At 73.1% G+C, this 20430-nt stretch carries 14 protein-coding genes; 7 read left to right on the forward strand and 7 right to left on the reverse strand.

From position 1 onward, the window contains the following. Window positions 1–16: 16 nt before the first annotated feature. The 6 genes from BZY54_RS04205 to BZY54_RS04230 form a co-directional block, all read right to left on the reverse strand. Window positions 17–883: an HpcH/HpaI aldolase/citrate lyase family protein gene (locus BZY54_RS04205; RefSeq protein ID WP_086723177.1), complete on the reverse strand. Its 867-nt coding sequence runs from the start codon at window positions 881–883 to the stop codon at window positions 17–19. After that, on the reverse strand, window positions 880–2094 hold the full coding sequence (locus BZY54_RS04210) for a CaiB/BaiF CoA transferase family protein (protein ID WP_086723178.1): 1215 nt from the start codon (window positions 2092–2094) through the stop codon (window positions 880–882). Before BZY54_RS04210 ends, BZY54_RS04205 begins: the two co-directional genes overlap by 4 nt. Then, entirely contained in the window at window positions 2091–3461 is a 1371-nt protein-coding gene (locus tag BZY54_RS04215; protein ID WP_086723179.1) for an ADP-ribosylglycohydrolase family protein, read from the reverse strand. Before BZY54_RS04215 ends, BZY54_RS04210 begins: the two co-directional genes overlap by 4 nt. Beyond that, window positions 3449–4636, reverse strand: coding sequence for an ADP-ribosylglycohydrolase family protein (locus BZY54_RS04220; protein ID WP_086723180.1), 1188 nt, complete (start codon window positions 4634–4636; stop codon window positions 3449–3451). Before BZY54_RS04220 ends, BZY54_RS04215 begins: the two co-directional genes overlap by 13 nt. A gap of 8 nt (window positions 4637–4644) precedes the next feature. Beyond that, the gene (locus tag BZY54_RS04225; protein WP_086723181.1) at window positions 4645–5766 is read right to left on the reverse strand and encodes an ADP-ribosylglycohydrolase family protein; all 1122 of its coding nucleotides are present in this window, start codon (window positions 5764–5766) and stop codon (window positions 4645–4647) included. Between the two features lie 169 nt (window positions 5767–5935). Beyond that, window positions 5936–7045 carry an ADP-ribosylglycohydrolase family protein gene (locus BZY54_RS04230; protein WP_244216950.1) on the reverse strand — a complete coding sequence of 370 codons (1110 nt, stop codon included), beginning with the start codon at window positions 7043–7045 and terminating at the stop codon, window positions 5936–5938. Between the two features lie 272 nt (window positions 7046–7317). Here BZY54_RS04230 and BZY54_RS04235 point away from each other — a divergent pair, with 272 nt between their 5' ends. The 4 genes from BZY54_RS04235 (at window position 7318) to BZY54_RS04250 (ending at window position 15386) form a co-directional block, all read left to right on the forward strand. Next, window positions 7318–8049 (forward strand): VIT1/CCC1 transporter family protein, encoded by a 732-nt coding sequence (locus tag BZY54_RS04235; protein WP_086723182.1) that lies wholly within the window; start codon window positions 7318–7320, stop codon window positions 8047–8049. Window positions 8050–8526: 477 nt separating this feature from the next. Next, complete coding sequence (gene gltB, locus BZY54_RS04240; protein WP_086723183.1) at window positions 8527–13038, forward strand: glutamate synthase large subunit; 4512 nt, start codon at window positions 8527–8529, stop codon at window positions 13036–13038. Further along, window positions 13031–14494, forward strand: a complete 1464-nt coding sequence (locus BZY54_RS04245; RefSeq protein ID WP_086723184.1) for a glutamate synthase subunit beta — start codon at window positions 13031–13033, stop codon at window positions 14492–14494. Before gltB ends, BZY54_RS04245 begins: the two co-directional genes overlap by 8 nt. A gap of 172 nt (window positions 14495–14666) precedes the next feature. Continuing rightward, window positions 14667–15386, forward strand: a complete 720-nt coding sequence (locus tag BZY54_RS04250; protein WP_086723185.1) for a vWA domain-containing protein — start codon at window positions 14667–14669, stop codon at window positions 15384–15386. Window positions 15387–15402: 16 nt separating this feature from the next. Here BZY54_RS04250 and BZY54_RS04255 read toward each other — a convergent pair whose 3' ends face one another. Continuing rightward, window positions 15403–16302, reverse strand: coding sequence for a hypothetical protein (locus tag BZY54_RS04255; protein WP_086723186.1), 900 nt, complete (start codon window positions 16300–16302; stop codon window positions 15403–15405). 137 nt (window positions 16303–16439) lie between these two features. Between BZY54_RS04255 and BZY54_RS04260 the strand changes: the two genes are divergently transcribed. The 3 genes from BZY54_RS04260 to BZY54_RS04270 form a co-directional block, all read left to right on the forward strand. Beyond that, window positions 16440–16790: a chorismate mutase gene (locus BZY54_RS04260; RefSeq protein ID WP_086723187.1), complete on the forward strand. Its 351-nt coding sequence runs from the start codon at window positions 16440–16442 to the stop codon at window positions 16788–16790. Window positions 16791–17193: 403 nt separating this feature from the next. Next, complete coding sequence (pepN, locus tag BZY54_RS04265; protein ID WP_167413945.1) at window positions 17194–19722, forward strand: aminopeptidase N; 2529 nt, start codon at window positions 17194–17196, stop codon at window positions 19720–19722. A gap of 187 nt (window positions 19723–19909) precedes the next feature. Next, window positions 19910–20430 (forward strand): SDR family oxidoreductase (locus BZY54_RS04270; protein ID WP_143667991.1); only part of this gene is annotated, 521 nt, incomplete at its 3' end.

The following is a 20430-nucleotide window of genomic DNA, read 5'->3' on the forward strand; positions in this document are numbered from 1 at the left end:
GGCGGGCATCGCGCCGTCAGCATCTGCGGGCCAGCGCCAGGGTCCGCCGCGCCGCCGCCACCACCGCCGCGTCGATGAACCGCCCGTCGGCGAGGGCCTGCGCGCCCTGGTCCACGGTGGCCGCCTTGATGATCGTCTCGGCCTCCTCCAGCTCCCGGTCGGTCGGCAGATAGGCGCGCTCGATGATCGGCAGCTGACGGGGATGGATGGCCGCACGGCCGAGGAAGCCCAGGGCCCGGCCGTGGGCGCAGGAGGCCGCGAGCCCCTCCAGGTCCCGGATGTCGGGGTGGACGGACTGGGCGGGCGGCGCGAGACCGGCCGCACGCGCGGCGACGACGATCCGGGCCCGGCACCAGTCGAGGCCCGCGTCCTGCCGTACCCCGAGGTCGGCCCGCAGATCCGCCTCACCGAGCGAGACACCGCGCAGCGCCGGATGCGCGCGGGCGATGGCGTAGGCGTGCTCGACGGCCAGGGCGTTCTCCAGCAGGGCGTACAGCGGCGGCCCCGAGCCGGCGCAGGCCGGGGCGCCGTCCGCGGCCTCCGCCTGCTCGGTGCGCTGCGCGATCCGCACCACCTGCCGTGCCGACGTCACCTTCGGCAGCCGCAGCCCGGCCAGGCCCGGCCGGGACGCCACCGCGTCCAGGTCGGCGTCGGCCAGCGGTCCGTCGACGGCGTTGACGCGCACATGGACCGGGACCGGCGGCGGCTCGGTCAGCAGCTCGGCCGTGGCGGCGCGGGCGTACGCCTTGCGGTGCGGGTCGACCGCGTCCTCCAGGTCGATCACCACCACGTCGGCACCCGAGGCCAGGGCCTTGCTGACCACGTGCGGGCGGTCGCCGGGGGCGTAGAGCCAGGTGAGCGGGAAGGGGGCGGTGGCCGTCACAGCGCGCCCTCCGCGCGCAGCGCGGCCAGCTCCTTCGGGGTGAGGCCCAGCTCGGTGAGCACCGCGTCCGTGTCCGCGCCGTGCGGGCGGCCCGCCCAGCGGATCGCGCCCGGCGTGGCGGAGAGCCGGAAGAGGACGTTCTGCATGCGCAGGCGGCCCAGCTCCGGGTCGTGCAGCGTGGCGAAGGTGCCGAGGGCCTGGTACTGCGGATCCGCCACCACGTCCCGGACGTCCTGGATCGGCGCGATGGCCGCCTCGGCCTTCTCGAAGGCTGCCAGCACCTCGGCGCGGGTGTGCCGGGCGATCCAGCCGCCGACCGCCTCGTCCAGGAGGTCGGCGTGGGCCGCCCGTCCGGTGCCGGTCGCGAACCACGGCTCGCCGACCAGCTCCGGTCGGCCCACCAGGCGCATCACACGCTCCGCCACCGACTGGGCGGAGGCGGACACGGCGACCCAGGTGCCGTCGGAGGTCCGGTAGGTGTTGCGCGGGGCGTTGTTCTGGGTGCGGTTGCCGGTGCGGGGCTGGATGTAGCCGAGCTGGTCGTACCAGAGGGGCTGCGGGCCGAGGGCGGTCAGGATCGGCTCGATGATCGCCATGTCGACGATCTGGCCGGCGCCGGTGCGCTCCCGCGCGGCCAGTGCGGTCATCACCGCGTACGCCGTGGCCAGGCCCGCGATCGAGTCCGCGAGCCCGAACGGCGGGAGCGTCGGGGGTGCGTCCGGCTCGCCGGTGATCGCGGCGAACCCGCTCAGCGCCTCGGCCAGGGTGCCGAAGCCGGGCCGGGACGCGTACGGGCCGAACTGCCCGAAGGCGGTGACCCGGGCGAGGACCAGGCGCGGGTTGGCCGCCGACAGTTCCGGCCAGCCCAGCTCCCACCTCTCCAGGGTGCCGGGACGGAAGTTCTCGACGATCACGTCGGCACCGGCGGCCAGCCGCAGCAGGGTGGTGCGGCCACCGGGCGTGGACAGGTTCAGGGTGATGGTGCGCTTGTTGCGGCCCAGCAGCTTCCACCACAGGCCGACGCCGTTCTTCGCCGGGCCGTGTCCTCGGGCGGGGTCGGGCTTGGCGGGGTGCTCGACCTTGATGACCTCGGCGCCGAAGTCGCCGAGCATGGTGGCGGCGATCGGCCCGGCGAAGAGGGTGGCGAGGTCCAGGACGCGGAGACCGGCGAGGGGCGCGGCGGCCTCCGTCTCGGGGGTGTGCGGCGTCATGGGCGGGACGCCTCCAGATGGGTGAGGTGGGCCAGGGTGTCGAAGCCGGTGCCGTGGAACTCCCCGACCGACGTGGCCAGCCGGTTCTTGAGCGGGGCCGTCCAGCGCTCGGGCAGCGCGGTGGGGGAGCCGGCGAGGAGAGCGGCGATGGACCCGGCCGTGGCGCCGTTGGAATCGGTGTCCCAGCCGCCGGAGACCGCCCGGCAGACGGCGCCCGGGAAGTCGCCGTCCGCGTGGGTGAGGGCGGCGGCGATCAGGGCGGTGTTGGGCACGGCGTGGACCCAGTGGTAGGTGGCGGCGTGGGCGGCGTGCAGCGCGTCCACGACCGTGTCGAAGTCCTCGTGGGACCGCGCCAGCCGGATGGCGTGCCGGACCGCCCGGGCGAGCCGGGAACCGGGCGGCACGACGGTCAGGCCGGTGGCCAGGCAGGCGTGCACGTCGTGGGTGCCGGTGGCCGCGGTGGCGACGGCGGCGGCGGTGAACATCGCCGCGTAGACGCCGTTCGCGGTGTGGGTGAGGGTGGCGTCGCGGTGTGCCTGCGCGGCGGCGGCGGCCGGGTCGCCCGGGTTGGTCCAGCCGTGCACGTCGGCGCGGATCAGGGCGCCGATCCACTCGCGGAAGGGGTTGCGGTGGCGGGCGGTGCGCGGGGGTTCGATACCGAGGAGGAGGTTGCGGTAGGCGACGCGTTCGGCGGTGAAGGTGCGTCCGGCGGAGAGTTCGTCCAGCCAGAGCCGGGCCACGTCGGTGGTGGTGAAGGCCCTGCCGTGACGTTGCAGCAGGAGCAGGTTGATCAGCGGGTAGTCGAGGTCGTCGTCCTCGGGCATGCCGTCGATGTTCTCGGCGAGGCAGGTGGCCGCGGAGCGGCGGTTCCAGGGGTACTGCGCCGCCAGGTCCTCGGGGACGCCGCGGGCGGTGAACCACGTGTTCAGGGGCCAGTTGCCGGTGACGCGGGCGAGTTGGCGGATGCCTTCGAGGGGGAGCTTCTCCACGGGTTTGCCGAGCAGGCAGCCCGCGGCCCGGCCGAGCCAGGCGGCCTCGAAGCGGGCCGGGCCGGTCGCCGTGGGGTGGTCCCGGCCGGCCGGTGCCGGCCAGTTCGGGCACAGCGCCCTGATCGCGGCCAGATCCGTCGGTTCCGCGTCCGCCAGCCGGCTCGGCAGCTCGGCCAGTTCGTCCAGGAGGTCCTCCGCGAGCAGGCGCAGGTAGCGTGAGGCGGGCTCCGGGGAGGCGCCCGCGCGGGCCGGGGCCTCGGGCCCGCCCGCGGCCCGCCACCGTGCCGCGATCGCCGACGGTTCGCGGCCGTCCTGCAGCGCCTGGCGCAGCTCGTGACCCAGCAGGTCCTCCGGCTGGACCCAGGTCAGTCGGAGCATCCCGGACCTCCCATCCGGGCGAACGCCCGCTCGTGGGCGCGCCGCCGTCGTACGTCCCTGTCGAAGATCTCCCGAGTCACCGCGGTCAGCGTGCGCGCCGGCTCCCACAGGTCCAGCCGGCTGGCCTCCGCCACCGTCTTCGCCCAGTCCTCCGGGACCGGCGAGCCCAGTGCTCCCGCCAGCGCCCCAGCCATCGTCGCGATGGAGTCGCAGTCGCGGCCGTAGTTCACCGCACCGAGGACGGCCTGGCGGAAGTCGCCGCGCGCCACCGTCAACATGCCCAGCGCCACGGGCAGTTCCTCGATGGCGTGCAGCCGGGACGGCCGGCGGGCGCCGAGCGAGGGGCTGCGGTAGTCCGGCCCCACGGTGTCGTACGGCGCGACCGCCGCCCGCAGCGGGCCCAGCGCCGACTCGAAGTCCGTGTGACGGGCGGCGACTTCGCACACCGTCTCGATGGCCGCCCGGGTGCCGTCCTTCGCCAGCGACAGACACGCCGTCACCACCGAGTCCGGCGTCGCCCCGGGCGTGCACGCCGCCGCCACCCCGGCGGCGAGGACACCCGCCGCCTCCCGCCCGTACGAGGACTGGTGGGCGCCCGCGACGTCCAGGGCCTCGGCGTACGCGGCGGCCGGGTCGGCGGCGTTGACCAGGCCGACCGGCGCCATGTACATCGCGGCACCGCAGTTGACGATGTTTCCGACCCCTGCCTCGCGCGGGTCCACATGGCCGTAGTGCAGCCGCGCCACCAGCCACTTCTCCGCCAGGAACACCCGGTGCAGAGGCAGCGCCTCCGCCTCGAGCTCCGGGATCCAGCGCGGGTTCGTCATCAGGTCGGGGACCAGGTGGTCGGCGACGGCGTACGCGTCGAGGTGGTCTCGGACGCGGGCGTACACGCGCACCAGCGCGTGCGTCATCAGGGTGTCGTCGGTGACGTGGCCGTCCCCCTTGTGGTACGGCGCGACGGGACGGGCGGTGCGCCAGTCCTCGCCGTGCCAGGGGCCGACGACGCCGTGGATCCGGCCGCCGTGGCGCTGGAGGATCTGGTCGGGGGAGTAGCCCTCGACGGGGCCGCCGAGGGCGTCGCCGACCGCGGCTCCGACGAGCGCCCCGGCGATCCGCTCGTCCAGACGCGCATCGCGGCCACCTCCGCGGGTTTCTTCTCCTGTGGGCGTCATGCCCCGAATCATCCCCCTGGCGGTGCCGGTTGTGCGGCTTCCAGGAGCCCGGCGAGTTCCACCAGATCGGTGCCGGTGAGGCGGGGCAGCACACAGCCGGCCAGGGTGCGGCAGGCGTCCCGCCAGGATTCCGGGATCGTCTCGCCGCCGCCGAGGGCCCCGGTGAGGGCGCCCGCCAGGGCCGGGGCGGAGTCGGCGAGGCGGGACAGGCAGGCCGCGGCGGGCACGGCCTCCGCGATCCGGCCGCCCGCGGCCGTGGCCAGGGCCAGGGCGACCGGCACCGTCTCGGCGGCGGCGATGCCGTAGCTGTAGACGTGGTCGACGATCTGGTGCTCCAGCAGCGGCACCAGCGCGAACGCGCCGGGGCTGTCCGCGGCCAGCTTCAGCGCGTGCCGGGTGTTGCGGCCGATCTCCGTCTCCTCGGGGAGTTCGGCCAGCGCGGCGGTGACGCAGTGTTCGACGCCGGCGCCGGCGAGGGCCGCCGCGAGCGCCGCCGCCATCGCCCGGGCGCCGTGCACGCCGTCGCCGTCCTGGGTGTAGCGGGCGTCGAACTCGGCCAGTTCGGCGGCGCGGCGGGGGTCGCCCGGATGGGCCACGGCCAGCACACAGGAACGAACGCAGGCCGCGTCGTCGAAGTAGTGCGGGTTGTCGTGCCCGGTGGCGGGCGGGCGCAGGCCGGTGGCCAGGTTGCCGAGGCCGGCCCGCACGGAGATGCGGGCGCGCAGCGGCAGCACCGCCGACTCGACCTCGGGCGCGCGTTCGGCCGCCGCCGCGACCTCGCTCGCCACCGCGTTCCAGGTGAGGTCGATCGCGGCCCGCACCCGCCGCTCCCGGCTGAGGTCGCCGAGCGCGTCGTCGTCCCCGGCCCGCAGCACGGCCTCCGCCGCGAAGACCGCCCACTCGGCGTCGTCGGAGGGGCCGAGGCGCAGCGGTTCGGGCGGCTGGTTGAGCGCGATGGGGACGGGCAGCGTGGTCGTCGCGTTCTGCTCGGCGAAGGTGTCCAGCTCACGGGTGAGCCGTCGCGTCCATTCGGGCATCCGCGCGGCCCGGTGCCGTCCGGCGGGCCACCCCGCGGCGTCTCCCGCGGCCAGCCCCAGCAGCAGCCCTTCGATCCGTCGCCGGGCTCTCATGCGCCCACCTCTCGTCGTCGGGCTGTCATGCGCCCACCTCCCGTCGCCGGGCCCTCATGCGCCCACCTCCCGTCGCATGCCCCTCCATACGCCCACCTCCCGTCGCCCGGCCTCATCGCGCACCTCCCGTCGCCGGACCCCCATACGTCAACCTCCCGTCGCCGGGCTCTCATGCGCCCACCTCGCTCTCGTCGCCGGTGAGGACTCGGGCGGCGGGCCAGAGGAGGGGGGCGCGCCGCAGAGAGGCGTCGGGGCGCAGGAGGTCCTGGCGTGCTGCCCGCCCGGCTCCCCGCGCCCCGCTCCCGGCCCTGTCCACCAGCAGATCCGCCAGGTCCAGCACGTGCTGTCCCGCCATCGACGGCAGGCAGCTGCCGCGTGCGGGGCCGACGGCCGCCGCCCAGTCGGCCGGGATGGCGGCGACCCCCTGCGTCGCCCCGGCCAGGGCGCCGGCGACCGCCGCCGTGGTGTCGGCGTCCCGGCCCATGTTGACGGCCGTGAGGACCGCGTCCCGGAAGTCGCCGTCGGCGGCGGCGTACGCGCCGAAGGCGAGGGCCACCGCCTCGGGGGCCAGGTCGGTCCAGGGGTAGCCGCCGATGACCACCGCGCGGCGGACCGCACGTTCGCCGCCGTGGGCGGCTGCCGTGGCCCGGCGCAGCGAGCGGGCCGTCCAGGAGTCGTCCGGTACGACGGCGAGGGCGGCGGCCACGACCGCGACCGGCGGCGCGCCCGCCATGGCCGCCGCGACCCCGGCCGCCACCGCCCGGCCGCCGTGGATGCCCTCGCCCTCGTGGCTGACCGAGCCGTCGATCGCGACCAGCCGGGCCGCCTCGGCGGGGCGCCCGGCGGCGAACACCCCGAACGGCGCCGCCCGCATGGCCAGGCCGTCGCTCCAGGCGTGCCGGTGCTGGGCGGAGATGGGTGCGGCCAGGCCCCGGCGGAGGTTCTCCAGCGTGCCCCGCTCGCTGAAACCGGCACCGCGGAAGGGACCCTCGGCGCGGTCGGCGATGTGCTCGTGCCAGGCCGCCTCCGCGTCGGCCGGGGTGAGCGCACCGCCGTGCCGGGCGAGCAGGAGCCCGGAGAAGAGGGCGTACTCGGTGTCGTCGGTGCCGGCCGGGTGCTCGCTGACGTAGCCGGTGATCCGGCCCCAGCGGGCGCGGATCTCGGAGGGCTTCAGGTTCTCCGCGGGCGCCCCGAGGGCGTCTCCGACGGCGAGGCCGAGCAGCGCGCCGCGCGCCCGGTCGCGAAGGGCGGCCGGAGGATCACCGGCACTCGATGCCATCGCGGGCTCTCCTCTCCAGGGCGCCGATGCCGGCGCAGAACCCTTTGCGGAACTGTCCCCGGTCCGGGGCTCGACGCAGCCTCGCCGACCGCACCATCACCCGTACGACATCTGTGCAGTGAATGACTCGTATGAGCGAAACGATGCAAAGTCGCAGGTTAGCCCAGCCTTCCCTTGCTGGCGGAGGCGGAATGCCAGGCGTAGATTCGGTGTTGTCGAAAAGTAGAACTCGTCCAAAAGCAAGCCTTGCCTAAGCAATGTGGGGGACTCACATGGCCATCCTCGACACCGAAGCGACGCTGCACGAGGCGCACCGCGACAACCACACGCACCGCGACGTGAACGGCGGCTGGCTGCGCCCGGCGGTCTTCGGCGCGATGGACGGCCTGGTCTCCAACCTCGCCCTGATGACCGGTGTGGCCGGCGGTTCGGTGAGCCAGCAGACCATTGTCCTCACCGGGCTCGCGGGCCTGGCCGCCGGTGCCTTCTCCATGGCGGCCGGCGAGTACACCTCCGTCGCCTCCCAGCGCGAGCTGGTCGAGGCCGAGCTGGACGTCGAGCGGCGCGAGCTGCGCAAGCACCCGCAGGACGAGGAGGACGAGCTGGCCGCGCTGTACGTGGCGCGGGGCGTCGAGCCGCAACTCGCCCGCGAGGTGGCCCGGCAGCTGTCGAAGGATCCGGAGCAGGCCCTGGAGATCCACGCCCGCGAGGAACTGGGCGTCGACCCCGGTGACCTGCCCTCGCCGCTGGTCGCCGCGGTGTCGTCCTTCGGCTCGTTCGCTCTGGGCGCGCTGCTTCCCGTGCTGCCCTACCTGCTGGGCGCCGGCGTCCTGTGGCCGGCCGTGCTGCTCGCCCTGATCGGGCTGTTCGCCTGTGGTGCGGTGGTGGCCAAGGTGACCGCGCGGACCTGGTGGTACAGCGGTTTGCGGCAGCTTGTCCTGGGCGGTGCCGCCGCCGGTGTGACGTACGCCCTGGGCACCCTGTTCGGCACGGCCGTAGGATGATGTGACTGGAACTTATGCATCCCTTCGCATAAGTAGCCGTTACCCGCTGGTTTCGACCGCATGACCACCGGGCATGAGCCGTAAGCGCTGCAGGCAATGAGGCCCGCCGTGCACCCCCGCGGGGCGGGCGACGATGCCGCCCTCCCCGTCCTCCACAGGCCGATGGGCGAGGCATCCGACCGATCCCGCCCGCGCCGGCCCCCACAGAAGCCTTCACCGCCGGGCGCGGAAACCCCCCGCCGTCGACCCCGCGGTGTCCGCATGTTGGAACGGAGTATCCGGTTCCCGAGAACCGCTCCATCATGTAACCTGCACGAAATTTCGCACTTACGCAGAGGGCCAACGTCGTCCCTCGGCACCAGCACATGCCAGATGACGACGACGGGAGAGCCGATGCGTACGCCGCGCCAGCCGTCCCAGCACTCCGCGAATGGCCAGAACTGGTCGTTCATGGATGCTCGCCCTGCTGCGCAGGGTATGTACGACCCCCGCAACGAGCACGACGCCTGCGGCGTCGGCTTCGTGGCCACCCTCACCGGCGAGGCGAGCCACGCGCTGGTCGAGCAGGCACTCACGGTTCTGCGCAACCTGGAGCACCGCGGCGCCACCGGCTCCGAGCCCGACTCCGGCGACGGCGCCGGCCTGCTCTCCCAGGTCCCCCACGCGTTCCTGCGCGAGGTGGCCGGATTCGAGCTGCCCGCCGCCGGCGCCTACGCCGTCGGCATCGCCTTCCTGCCGGAGGACGGCACCGAGGACGTCGTCTCGCAGATCGAGACGATCGCGGCCGAGGCGGGCCTGACCGTCCTCGGCTGGCGCGAGGTCCCGGTCGCCCCCGAGCTGCTGGGCGCCACCGCCCGCTCCACGATGCCCGTCTTCCGCCAGCTGTTCGTCGCCGACGGCACGAGCGAGGGCATCGCCCTGGACCGCAAGGCGTTCGTGCTGCGCAAGCGCGCCGAGCGCGAGGCCGGCGTCTACTTCCCCTCGCTGTCGGCCCGCACCCTCGTCTACAAGGGCATGCTGACCACCGGCCAGCTGGAGCCGTTCTTCCCGGACCTGTCCGACCGCCGCTTCGCCTCGGCCATCGCGCTCGTCCACTCCCGGTTCTCCACGAACACCTTCCCGAGCTGGCCGCTCGCGCACCCCTACCGCTTCGTCGCGCACAACGGCGAGATCAACACCGTCCAGGGCAACCGCAACTGGATGCGCGCCCGCGAGTCCCAGCTGGCCTCCGACCTGTTCGGCGGCAAGGACAGGCTGGAGCGGATCTTCCCGGTGTGCACTCCGGGCGCCTCCGACTCGGCGTCCTTCGACGAGGTGCTGGAGCTGCTGCACCTCGGCGGCCGCTCGCTGCCGCACTCCGTGCTGATGATGATCCCGGAGGCGTGGGAGAACCACGACTCCATGGACCCGGCCCGCCGCGCCTTCTACGAGTTCCACTCCACGATGATGGAGCCCTGGGACGGCCCGGCCTGCGTCACCTTCACCGACGGCACCCAGGTCGGCGCCGTGCTCGACCGCAACGGCCTGCGCCCCGGCCGCTACTGGGTCACCGACGACGGCCTCGTCGTCCTCGGCTCCGAGGTCGGCGTCCTCGACATCGACCCGGCCAAGGTCGTCCGCAAGGGCCGCCTGCAGCCCGGCCGCATGTTCCTCGTCGACACCGCCGAGCACCGCATCATCGAGGACGACGAGATCAAGGCGACCCTCGCCGCCGAGCAGCCCTACGCCGAGTGGGTGGAGGCCGGCGAGATCGAGCTGGGCGACCTGCCCGAGCGCGAGCACATCGTCCACACCCACGCCTCGGTCACCCGCCGCCAGCAGACCTTCGGCTACACCGAGGAGGAGCTGCGCGTCCTCCTCGCGCCGATGGCCAAGACCGGCGCCGAGCCGATCGGCTCCATGGGCACCGACTCGCCGATCGCCGCGCTCTCCGAGCGTCCGCGTCTGCTCTTCGACTACTTCACCCAGCTGTTCGCGCAGGTCACCAACCCGCCGCTGGACGCCATCCGCGAGGAACTGGTCACCTCCCTGCGCTCCTCGCTGGGCCCGTCGGGCAACCTGCTGGAGCCGACCGCGGCCTCCTGCCGCAGCGTCGTCCTGCCCTTCCCGGTGATCGACAACGACGAGCTGGCCAAGCTCATCCACATCAACGCCGACGGCGACATGCCCGGCTTCAAGGCCGCGACCCTCTCCGGCCTGTACCGGGTCTCCGGCGGCGGCGAGGCGCTGGCCGCCCGCATCGACGAGATCTGCGCCGAGGCCGACGCCGCCATAGCCAACGGCGCCCGGCTGATCGTCCTGTCCGACCGCCACTCCGACGCCGAGCACGCGCCGATCCCGTCGCTGCTGCTCACCGCGGCCGTCCACCACCACCTCATCCGCACCAAGCAGCGCACCCAGGTGGGCCTGCTGGTCGAGGCCGGCGACGTCCGCGAGGTCCACCACGTCGCCCTGCTCATCGGCTACGGCGCCGCCGCCGTCAACCCCTACCTGGCGATGGAGTCCGTCGAGGACCTGGTCCGCGCGGGCACCTTCCTGCCGGGCGTGGAGTCCGAGAAGGCCATCCGCAACCTGATCTACGCCCTCGGCAAGGGCGTGCTGAAGGTCATGTCCAAGATGGGCATCTCCACCGTCGCCTCCTACCGCGGCGCCCAGGTCTTCGAGGCCGTCGGCCTGGACGACACCTTCGTCGAGAAGTACTTCAACGGCACCACCACCAAGATCGGCGGCGTCGGCATCGACGTCATCGCCAAGGAGGTCGCCGCCCGCCACGCCAAGGCCTACCCGGCCTCCGGCATCGCTCCCGCGCACCGAGCGCTGGAGATCGGCGGCGAGTACCAGTGGCGCCGTGAGGGCGAGCCCCACCTGTTCGACCCGGAGACGGTCTTCCGCCTCCAGCACTCCACGCGCACCGGCCGCTACGACATCTTCAAGAAGTACACCTCCCGCGTGAACGAGCAGTCCGAGCGTCTGATGACGCTGCGCGGCCTGTTCGGCTTCACGTCCGACCGGCAGCCGATCCCCGTCGACGAGGTCGAACCGGTCTCCGAGATCGTCAAGCGCTTCTCCACCGGCGCCATGTCGTACGGCTCCATCTCCAAGGAGGCGCACGAGACCCTCGCCATCGCCATGAACCAGCTGGGCGGCAAGTCCAACACCGGTGAGGGCGGCGAGGACCCCGACCGTCTGTACGACCCGGCGCGCCGCTCGGCGATCAAGCAGGTGGCCTCCGGCCGCTTCGGCGTGACCTCCGAGTACCTGGTCAACTCCGACGACATCCAGATCAAGATGGCCCAGGGCGCCAAGCCCGGCGAGGGCGGCCAGCTGCCCGGCCACAAGGTGTACCCGTGGGTGGCGAAGACCCGGCACTCGACGCCGGGGGTGGGGCTCATCTCCCCGCCGCCGCACCACGACATCTACTCCATCGAGGACCTGGCCCAGCTGATCCACGACCTGAAGAACGCGAACCCGCAGGCGCGGATCCACGTGAAGCTGGTCTCCGAGGTCGGCGTCGGCACGGTCGCCGCGGGTGTCTCCAAGGCCCACGCGGACGTCGTCCTCATCTCCGGCCACGACGGCGGCACGGGCGCGTCCCCGCTGACCTCGCTGAAGCACGCTGGCGGCCCCTGGGAGCTCGGCCTGGCCGAGACCCAGCAGACCCTGCTGCTCAACGGGCTGCGCGACCGCATCGTCGTCCAGACCGACGGCCAGCTGAAGACCGGCCGCGACGTCGTCATCGCCGCGCTGCTGGGCGCCGAGGAGTTCGGTTTCGCGACCGCCCCGCTGGTCGTCTCCGGCTGCGTGATGATGCGCGTGTGCCACCTGGACACCTGCCCGGTCGGCATCGCCACCCAGAACCCGGTGCTGCGTGAGCGGTTCTCCGGCAAGGCCGAGTTCGTCGTGAACTTCTTCCGGTTCATCGCCGAGGAGGTCCGCGAGCTGCTGGCCGAGCTGGGCTTCCGCTCCATCGAGGAGGCCGTCGGCCACGCCGAGGTCCTCGACGTCACCCGCGCGGTCGACCACTGGAAGGCGCAGGGCCTGGACCTGGAGCCGCTGTTCCACGTGCCCGAGCTGCCCGAGGGCGCGGTGCGCCACCAAGTCGTCGGCCAGGACCACGGCCTGGAGAAGGCCCTCGACAACGAGCTGATCAGGCTCGCCGCCGACGCCCTGGCCGCACCCGGCGCCACCGAGGCACAGCCGGTGCGCGCCCAGGTCGCCATCCGCAACATCAACCGCACGGTCGGCACCATGCTCGGCCACGAGGTGACCAAGAAGTTCGGTGGCGCGGGCCTGCCCGACGACACCATCGACATCACCTTCACCGGTTCCGCCGGCCAGTCCTTCGGCGCCTTCGTCCCGCGCGGCATCACGCTGCGCCTGGAGGGCGACGCCAACGACTACGTCGGCAAGGGCCTGTCCGGCGGCCGGATCGTGGTCCGCCCGGACCGCGCGGCCGACCACCTCGCCGAGTACAGCGTCATCGCGGGCAACACCCTCGCCTACGGCGCCACCGGCGGCGAGATGTTCCTGCGCGGCAAGACCGGCGAGCGGTTCTGCGTCCGAAACTCCGGCGCACTGGTCGTCTCCGAGGGCGTGGGCGACCACGGCTGCGAGTACATGACCGGCGGCCGTGCGGTCGTCCTCGGCGAGACCGGCCGCAACTTCGCGGCCGGCATGTCCGGTGGCATCGCCTACGTGATCGACCTGAACCGCGACAACGTCAACGTCGGCAACCTCGGCTCGATCGAGGCGCTCGACGAGAGCGACAAGCAGTGGCTGCACGAGGTGGTGCGCCGCCACCAGGAGGAGACGGGCTCCACCGTCGCCGAGAAGCTGCTCGCCGAGTGGGACACCGCGGTGGACCGCTTCAGCAAGATCATCCCCAGCACGTACAAGGCAGTGCTCGCCGCCAAGGACGCCGCCGAGCGAGCCGGTCTGTCCGAGACCGAGATCACCGAGAAGATGATGGAGGCGGCGATCAATGGCTGACCCGAAGGGCTTTTTGAACCACGGCCGCGAGGTCGCCACCTCCCGCCCGGTCGAGGAACGCGTCAAGGACTGGAACGAGGTCTACGTTCCCGGTTCCCTGCTGCCGATCATCAGCAAGCAGGCCAGCCGGTGCATGGACTGCGGCATCCCGTTCTGCCACAACGGCTGTCCGCTCGGGAACCTGATCCCCGAGTGGAACGACTACGCCTACCGCGAGGACTGGGCCGCCGCCTCCGAGCGCCTGCACGCGACCAACAACTTCCCGGAGTTCACCGGTCGCCTCTGCCCGGCCCCCTGCGAGTCGGCGTGCGTGCTCGGCATCAACCAGCCGCCGGTCACCATCAAGAACGTCGAGGTCTCGATCATCGACAAGGCCTGGGAGGACGGCAACGTCGCCCCGCAGGCGCCCGAGCGCCTGTCCGGCAAGACGGTCGCCGTCATCGGCTCGGGCCCGGCGGGCCTGGCCGCCGCCCAGCAGCTCACCCGGGCCGGCCACACCGTCGCCGTCTACGAGCGCGCGGACCGCATCGGAGGCCTCCTGCGGTACGGCATCCCCGAGTTCAAGATGGAGAAGCGGCACATCAACCGCCGTATCGAGCAGATGCGCGCGGAGGGCACCCGCTTCCGCACCGGCGTCGAGATCGGCCGCGACATCAAGGCCACCGACCTGAAGAAGCGCTACGACGCGATCGTGATCGCCGCCGGCTCCACGACCGCCCGTGACCTGCCGGTGCCCGGCCGCGAACTCAAGGGCATCTACCAGGCCATGGAGTACCTGCCGCTGTCCAACAAGGTCCAGGAGGGCGACTACGTGGTGTCGCCCATCTCGGCCGAGGGCAAGCACGTCGTCGTCATCGGCGGCGGTGACACCGGCGCGGACTGCGTGGGCACCGCCCACCGCCAGGGCGCGGCCTCCGTCACCCAGCTGGAGATCATGCCCCGCCCGAACGACGAGCGGCACCCGGCCGACCAGCCCTGGCCGACCTTCCCCATCCTCTACAAGGTCACCTCGGCCCACGAGGAGGGCGGCGAGCGGATCTACTCCGCCTCGACGACCCACTTCGAGGGCGACCAGGACGGCAACGTGCAGTGGCTGCACCTGGCCGAGGTCGAGTTCGTCGACGGCAAGCTGACCCAGAAGCCGGGCACGGAGCGCAAGATCCCCGCCCAGCTGGTCACCCTCGCCATGGGCTTCACCGGCACCGACCGGGTCAACGGCCTGGTCGAGCAGTTCGGCCTGGAGCTCGACGAGCGCGGTAACATCGCCCGCGACGCCGACTTCCAGACCAATGTGCCGGGCGTGTTCGTCGCCGGTGACGCGGGCCGCGGCCAGTCTCTCATCGTGTGGGCGATCGCCGAGGGCCGCTCGGCCGCCCGCGGAGTCGACCGCCGTCTGACGGGCGCCAGCGACCTGCCGGCCCCGATCCGCCCGACGGACCGCGCGCTGACGGCCTGACGCGCGGCCACGAGACGTCCCGTACAACGGCGTACGGAACACCGCCGGCGCCTGCCCGCCCGTCCCCGACCGGACACCAGGGCAGGCGCCGTCGCATGTCGTCGCACGTCCCGGAAACCGAGTGACCCCTCCCCGGCGTCCCCGTCCCCGACCGACAGGGGAGGAGCGGGACATGGCCGCGATCAGTCTGAGCAAGGTGGAGGAGACCGCGCCCGCGCTGGTCAGCCTCTACAAGAGGGCCGGGGCCTCGCTCATCGAGCACGGCCTCGACGAGCAGCGGGCCGCCGTGTACCTCGTGCTCGACCACTCCGGCTCCATGAGGCCGTACTACCGCGACGGCAGCGTGCAGGCGCTCGCCGACCGGGTGCTGTCGCTCTCCGCGCACCTCGACGACGACGGCCGCGTCCCGGTGGTGTTCTTCTCCACGGACGTCGACGCCGTCGGCGAGATCTCCCTCGACGACCACCGGGACAGCATCCGGCGCATGGCGGCCGGCCTCGGCCACATGGGCCGCACCAACTACGAGGCCGCCATGGAGGCCGTGATCGACCACTACCTCGACTGCGGCGCCACGGACCCGGCCCTGGTCGTCTTCCAGACCGACGGCGCCCCCTCCGGCAAGGCCGCCGCCGAACGCCACTTGTGCAAGGCCGCGAAGCTCCCCCTCTTCTGGCAGTTCGTCGGCTTCGGCAGCGCCCGCAGCCACCAGTTCGACTTCCTGCGCAGACTCGACGAACTGGCGGTGCCGGGCAGACGCGTCGTCGACAACGCGGGCTTCTTCCCCGCCGGCCGCGATCCGCGGCGCCTGTCCGACGCCGAGCTGTACGACCGCCTCCTCGCCGAGTTCCCGCTGTGGCTGGCGGCGGCCCGGGCGCAGGGCATCGTCGCATAGGCGGACCGGCGACCGCCTACGTGTCGCACTCCAGGACCGTCCGGCACAGCGCACACCGCGCACGCACCCTGCCCCGCACCGGCACCCTGATCCGCTGGTGACAGGTCGGGCAGGGGAACGACACCCGCAACGGCTCCGGCCCCGACGAGGTGAAGGAGTACGGCGCTCCCGGCTCGGCGAGCGGCTCCCGGCCGTGTTCCTGGGCATGCCGCCGGTCACGGGCGTAACGGCGGCGGCCCGCCCAGCCGGCGGCCGTCAGCGGCGGCTGCTGCCCGTCACGGCGGGCCCGGGCCAGCCCCTTCTCATACGCCTCGTAGCCCTGCGGGCTGGTGAACCACGTCGAAGGATCCTCGCCGAAGAACAGCGCCCGCTTGGCCAGGACGTACCCGAACTCCTCCGGCGTGAGATAACCGAGCTTCTGCGAGGACCTGCCGTGCTCGCGGAACGCGTCCAGCAGCAGCCAGCCGGCGCCCAGGTACGTCGCCGCCGTGTCCGTGAGGATCTCGTTGTCCCGCAGGCCCGGGAAGGACAGGTCCAGGCGGTGCAGATAGACGTGCATCACCTCGTGGGCGAGGGCCGCGCCGATGTCCCGGCGGTGGGTGCGGAAGCGGTCGTTCAGCTCGACGAAGTACTCCGGGCCGGCCGTCAGCTCCACGTTCGCCGCGTGCTTCATCTCGCGGAAGCTGACGACCAGGCGCGCGTCCGGCAGCCCGTAGTGGCGCACCAGCTCCCGGGCCACCCGCTGGGCACCCAGATGCAGGTCGTCGGTGTCGCAGAACGCCACGTCGGCGGGGGCCACACTGGTCGCGAACGTCTGGACGGTCTCGTACGACAGCCGCTTGTACAGCGCCGTGATCGCGGTACGCACCGTCTCCAGATGCGGAAAGCCGTGCTCGACCGGTCCGTCGTTCGCCACGTCCGTACCCCCAAAGACGCCCGGAACCCCTTCCCACTCTATGCGGAGCCGAGCGCCGTGCGGAGCCGAGCGGATTCTCCCGGACGGATCACCACCGGGGCCGTCCGCGCACGCCGGGCCCCGTAAGGTGGATCCCCATGACCACCAGCAGCACCGGTACCGGCGACGTCGACCCCGCCGTCCACAAGGAGCTCGCGCGGCTGCGCGACAGCATCGACAACATCGACGCGGCCGTCGTCCACCTGCTCGCCGAGCGGTTCAAGGCGACCCAGCAGGTGGGCCACCTCAAGGCCGCCCACCAGCTGCCGCCCGCCGACCCGGCGCGGGAGGCCCGCCAGATCGCCCGCCTGCGGGCCCTGGCCGAGGACGCCAAACTCGACCCGGGGTTCGCCGAGAAGTTCCTGAACTTCATCATCGCCGAGGTGATCCGCCACCACGAACGCATCGCCGAGGACTCCGCCGACGGCGACCCGGCGGCGACGAGCTGACCTCCCCCGCCCGATCCACGGCACTGCGCCGTCCCACGGGCCCGGCCCGGCAGCTCTACGCCGGCACCTCGTTCCGCCGCTACTCCGGCCGGCCTCGTACCGCCGTCCCCAGGCCCTCGCCCGCCTCGTCCCGCCGTCCCGGCGCCCGCCCTGACCCGGTCGCCCGCACCCGCTCCCGGGGGGCGGGCCGGGCACCCACCGGTCCCGAGCGTGCGGGAGGCGACCCGCGTGCACGCAGCACCGGATCCCGCACAGGACCCGCCCCGCGCACGGTACCGGCCCGAGGACAGCACCCGCCCCGCGCGCCGTACCGGCCCCGCGCGCGGACATGCGCCGGAGCACCCCGCGTCCGTCCCCGGAACCCCCTCGTGCCCAGCCGGTGCCATCAGGCAGCATGGCGTCCATGTCCGTACTGACGCGCGACGAAGCGCAGACCCGTGCCCAGCTCCTCGACGTCCACCACTACACCGTCGACCTCGACCTGACCGGTGGAGAGGACACCTTCGACTCCCGGACCGTCATCCGGTTCACCGTACGCACCACCGGCACAGGCCCCGGCACGGGCACCGGCCAGCAGGCCACGGACACCTTCGTCGAGCTCAAGCCCGCCGAGCTGCGCTCCGCCACCCTCGACGGACAGCCCCTCGCCCCCGACAGCCTCACCGACAACCGCCTCCCCCTGAAGAACCTCACCCCCGGCGAGCACGAGCTGCGCATCGACGCCGCCATGCGCTACTCCCGCACCGGCGAGGGCATGCACCGCTTCACCGACCCCTCCGACGGCGAGACCTACGCCTACACCCAGCTGTTCATGGACGACGTCCAGCGCGTCTTCGCCGCCTTCGACCAGCCCGACCTCAAGGCCGTCTTCGACCTCACCGTCAAGGCACCCGAGGGCTGGACCGTGCTCGCCAACGGCATCACCGAGCACACCGGGGACGGTGTCTGGACGGCCGCCACCACCCCGCCCATCTCCACCTACCTCGTCGCCGTCGCCGCAGGCCCCTGGCACTCCGTGCGCACCGAGCACCGCGGCCTGCCCTTCGGCATCCACTGCCGCCGCTCCCTCGCCCCCCACCTCGACGCCGACGCCGACGAGATCCTCGACGTCACCCGCGCCTGCTTCGACCGCTACCACGAGAAGTTCGACCAGCCCTACCCCTTCGACTCCTACGACCAGGCCTTCGTCCCCGAGTTCAACGCCGGCGCCATGGAGAACCCCGGCCTGGTCACCTTCCGCGACGAGTTCGTCTTCCGCTCCGCCGTCACCGACACCCAGCGCCAGACCCGAGCCATGGTCATCGCCCACGAGATGGCTCACATGTGGTTCGGCGACCTCGTCACCCTCCGCTGGTGGGACGACATCTGGCTGAACGAGTCCTTCGCCGAGTACATGGGCTACCAGACCGCCGCCGAAGCCACCCGCTTCACGAACACCTGGACCGAGTTCGGCGTCTCCCGCAAGGCCTGGGGCTACGACGCCGACCAGCGGCCCTCCACCCACCCGGTCGCCCCCGAAGCCGTCGACGACACCGCCTCCGCCCTGCTCAACTTCGACGGCATCTCCTACGCCAAGGGCGCCTCCGCGCTGCGCCAGCTCGTCACCTGGCTCGGCGAGAAGGACTTCCTCGCCGGCATCAACACCCACTTCGAACGGCACCGGTTCGCCAACGCCGGCCTCGCCGACTTCATCGACTCCCTCGCCTCCGCCACCGACCGCGACGTCCACGCCTGGGCCGAGGCATGGCTGCGCACCACCGGCGTCGACATCCTCACCCCGCGCGTCGCACCCACCACCGACGGCACCCGCGCCCTCACCGTCGACCACCACGGCAGCCGCCCGCACCGCATCGCCGTCGGCCTGTACGACCACGACCTGACCGACGAGGGACGCCTCACCCTGCGCTCCCGCCACGACATCGACGTCCCGCAGACCGACCCGCACCCGATCGGCAAGCCTCCCGCGCTGCTCCTCCTCAACGACGGCGACCTCACCTACGCCAAGATCCGCTTCGACGCCGACTCCTTCCAGGCCGTCCGCGAGGGCCTGTCCGGCCTGCCCGAACCGCTGACCCGCGCGGTGGTGTGGAACGCCCTGCGGGACGCCGTCCGCGACGGCGAGCTGCCCGCCACCGACTACCTCGAGACCGCCCGCGCCCACCTGCCGTACGAGACCGACCTCGCCCTCGTCGAAGCCGTCCTCGCCTTCGCCCACGCCCACGTCGCCGACCGGCACCTCACCGCCGACCGGCGGCCCGCCGCCCTCGCCACCCTCGCCGACCTGTGCCGCGACCTCATCCGCCGCACCGAGGACGGCGACAACCCCGGCCTGCGGCTGATCGCCGTACGCCACTTCATCGACGTCGCCGCCCACCCCGACACCATCGCCGCCTGGCTCGCCGACGGCATCGTCCCGGGCGGGCCCGAACTCGACCCCGAGCTGCGCTGGCGCGTCCTCGCCCGGCTCGCCGTCCTCGGCGCCACCGACGAGACCGCCATCGCCGCCGAACTCGCCCGCGACCCCTCCGCCACCGGCCAGGAGGGCGCCGCACGCTGCCGCGCCGCGCTGCCCGACCCGGACGCCAAGCGCGCCGCCTGGGAGGCGATGTTCGCCACCGACGAGCACACCGACCTGTCGAACTACCTCTTCAAAGCCACCGCCCAGGGCTTCTGGCAGCCCGAACAGGCCGACCTCGTACGGGACTACGTGCCACGCTTCTACGAGGACGCCGTCGCCGTCGCCGCCCGCCGCGGCCCCGCCATCGCCCGCGCCGCCGGCCAATGGGCCTTCCCCGCACACGCCGTCGACGCCGACAACCTCCGCCTCGGCGAGGCCTGTCTGCGCGACGCCGACCCGGTCCCGGCCCTGCGCCGCACGCTCGCCGACCAACTCGACGACCTCGCACGGGTGCTCCGCGTGCGCACGTCTTAGACGCGCGGGACGGCGGAGGAGGGCGGGCCCGCCGGGCCCGGGAGGCGGAGAGGGCAGGGCAGAGGGGGTGGCGTAGGACCCGGGACGTACGCCACGCCTGGACCGCGACGACGATGCGCCAGGCCGATCGTCCTTCCTAGGCTCGGATCCCTCGAAGGACGATCAGCCCGAGCCACGGAGGAATCCCGTGATCGTAGTCACCGGCGCGACCGGCAACGTCGGCCGTGCCCTCGTCGACCGCCTCCTCGCCGCCGACCGGCCCGTACGCGCGCTGACCCGCGACCCGCGGCGGGCCGCACTGCCCGAAGGCGCCGAAGTGGTGCGCTTCAGGGCGGACGACCCGGCCGCCCTGTTCACGGGGGCCCGCAAGCTGTTCCTCTACGTCCAGGCCGCCGGGGACCGGACCGCCGCACTCCTCGCGGCGGCCCGCGACGCCGGCGTCCGGCACGTCGTCCTGCTCTCCTCCGCGATCATCACGCAGGGCGCCGACGAAACCCACCCCATCCACGTCATGCACGCCACCGCCGAACGGCAGATCCGGGACAGCGGACTCGACTGGACCTTCCTGCGGCCCGGCGCCTTCGCCACCAACTCCCTCCAGTGGGCCCCGCAGATCCGCGCCGGGAACACCGCCGTCCGCGGAGTCTTCGCGGACGGCCTGACCGCGCCCATCCACGAGGACGACATCGCCGCCGTCGCCGAACGAGC

The organism is Streptomyces carpinensis (assembly GCF_002154505.1).
In the GTDB taxonomy this organism is placed as follows: Bacteria; Actinomycetota; Actinomycetes; order Streptomycetales; family Streptomycetaceae; genus Streptomyces; species Streptomyces carpinensis.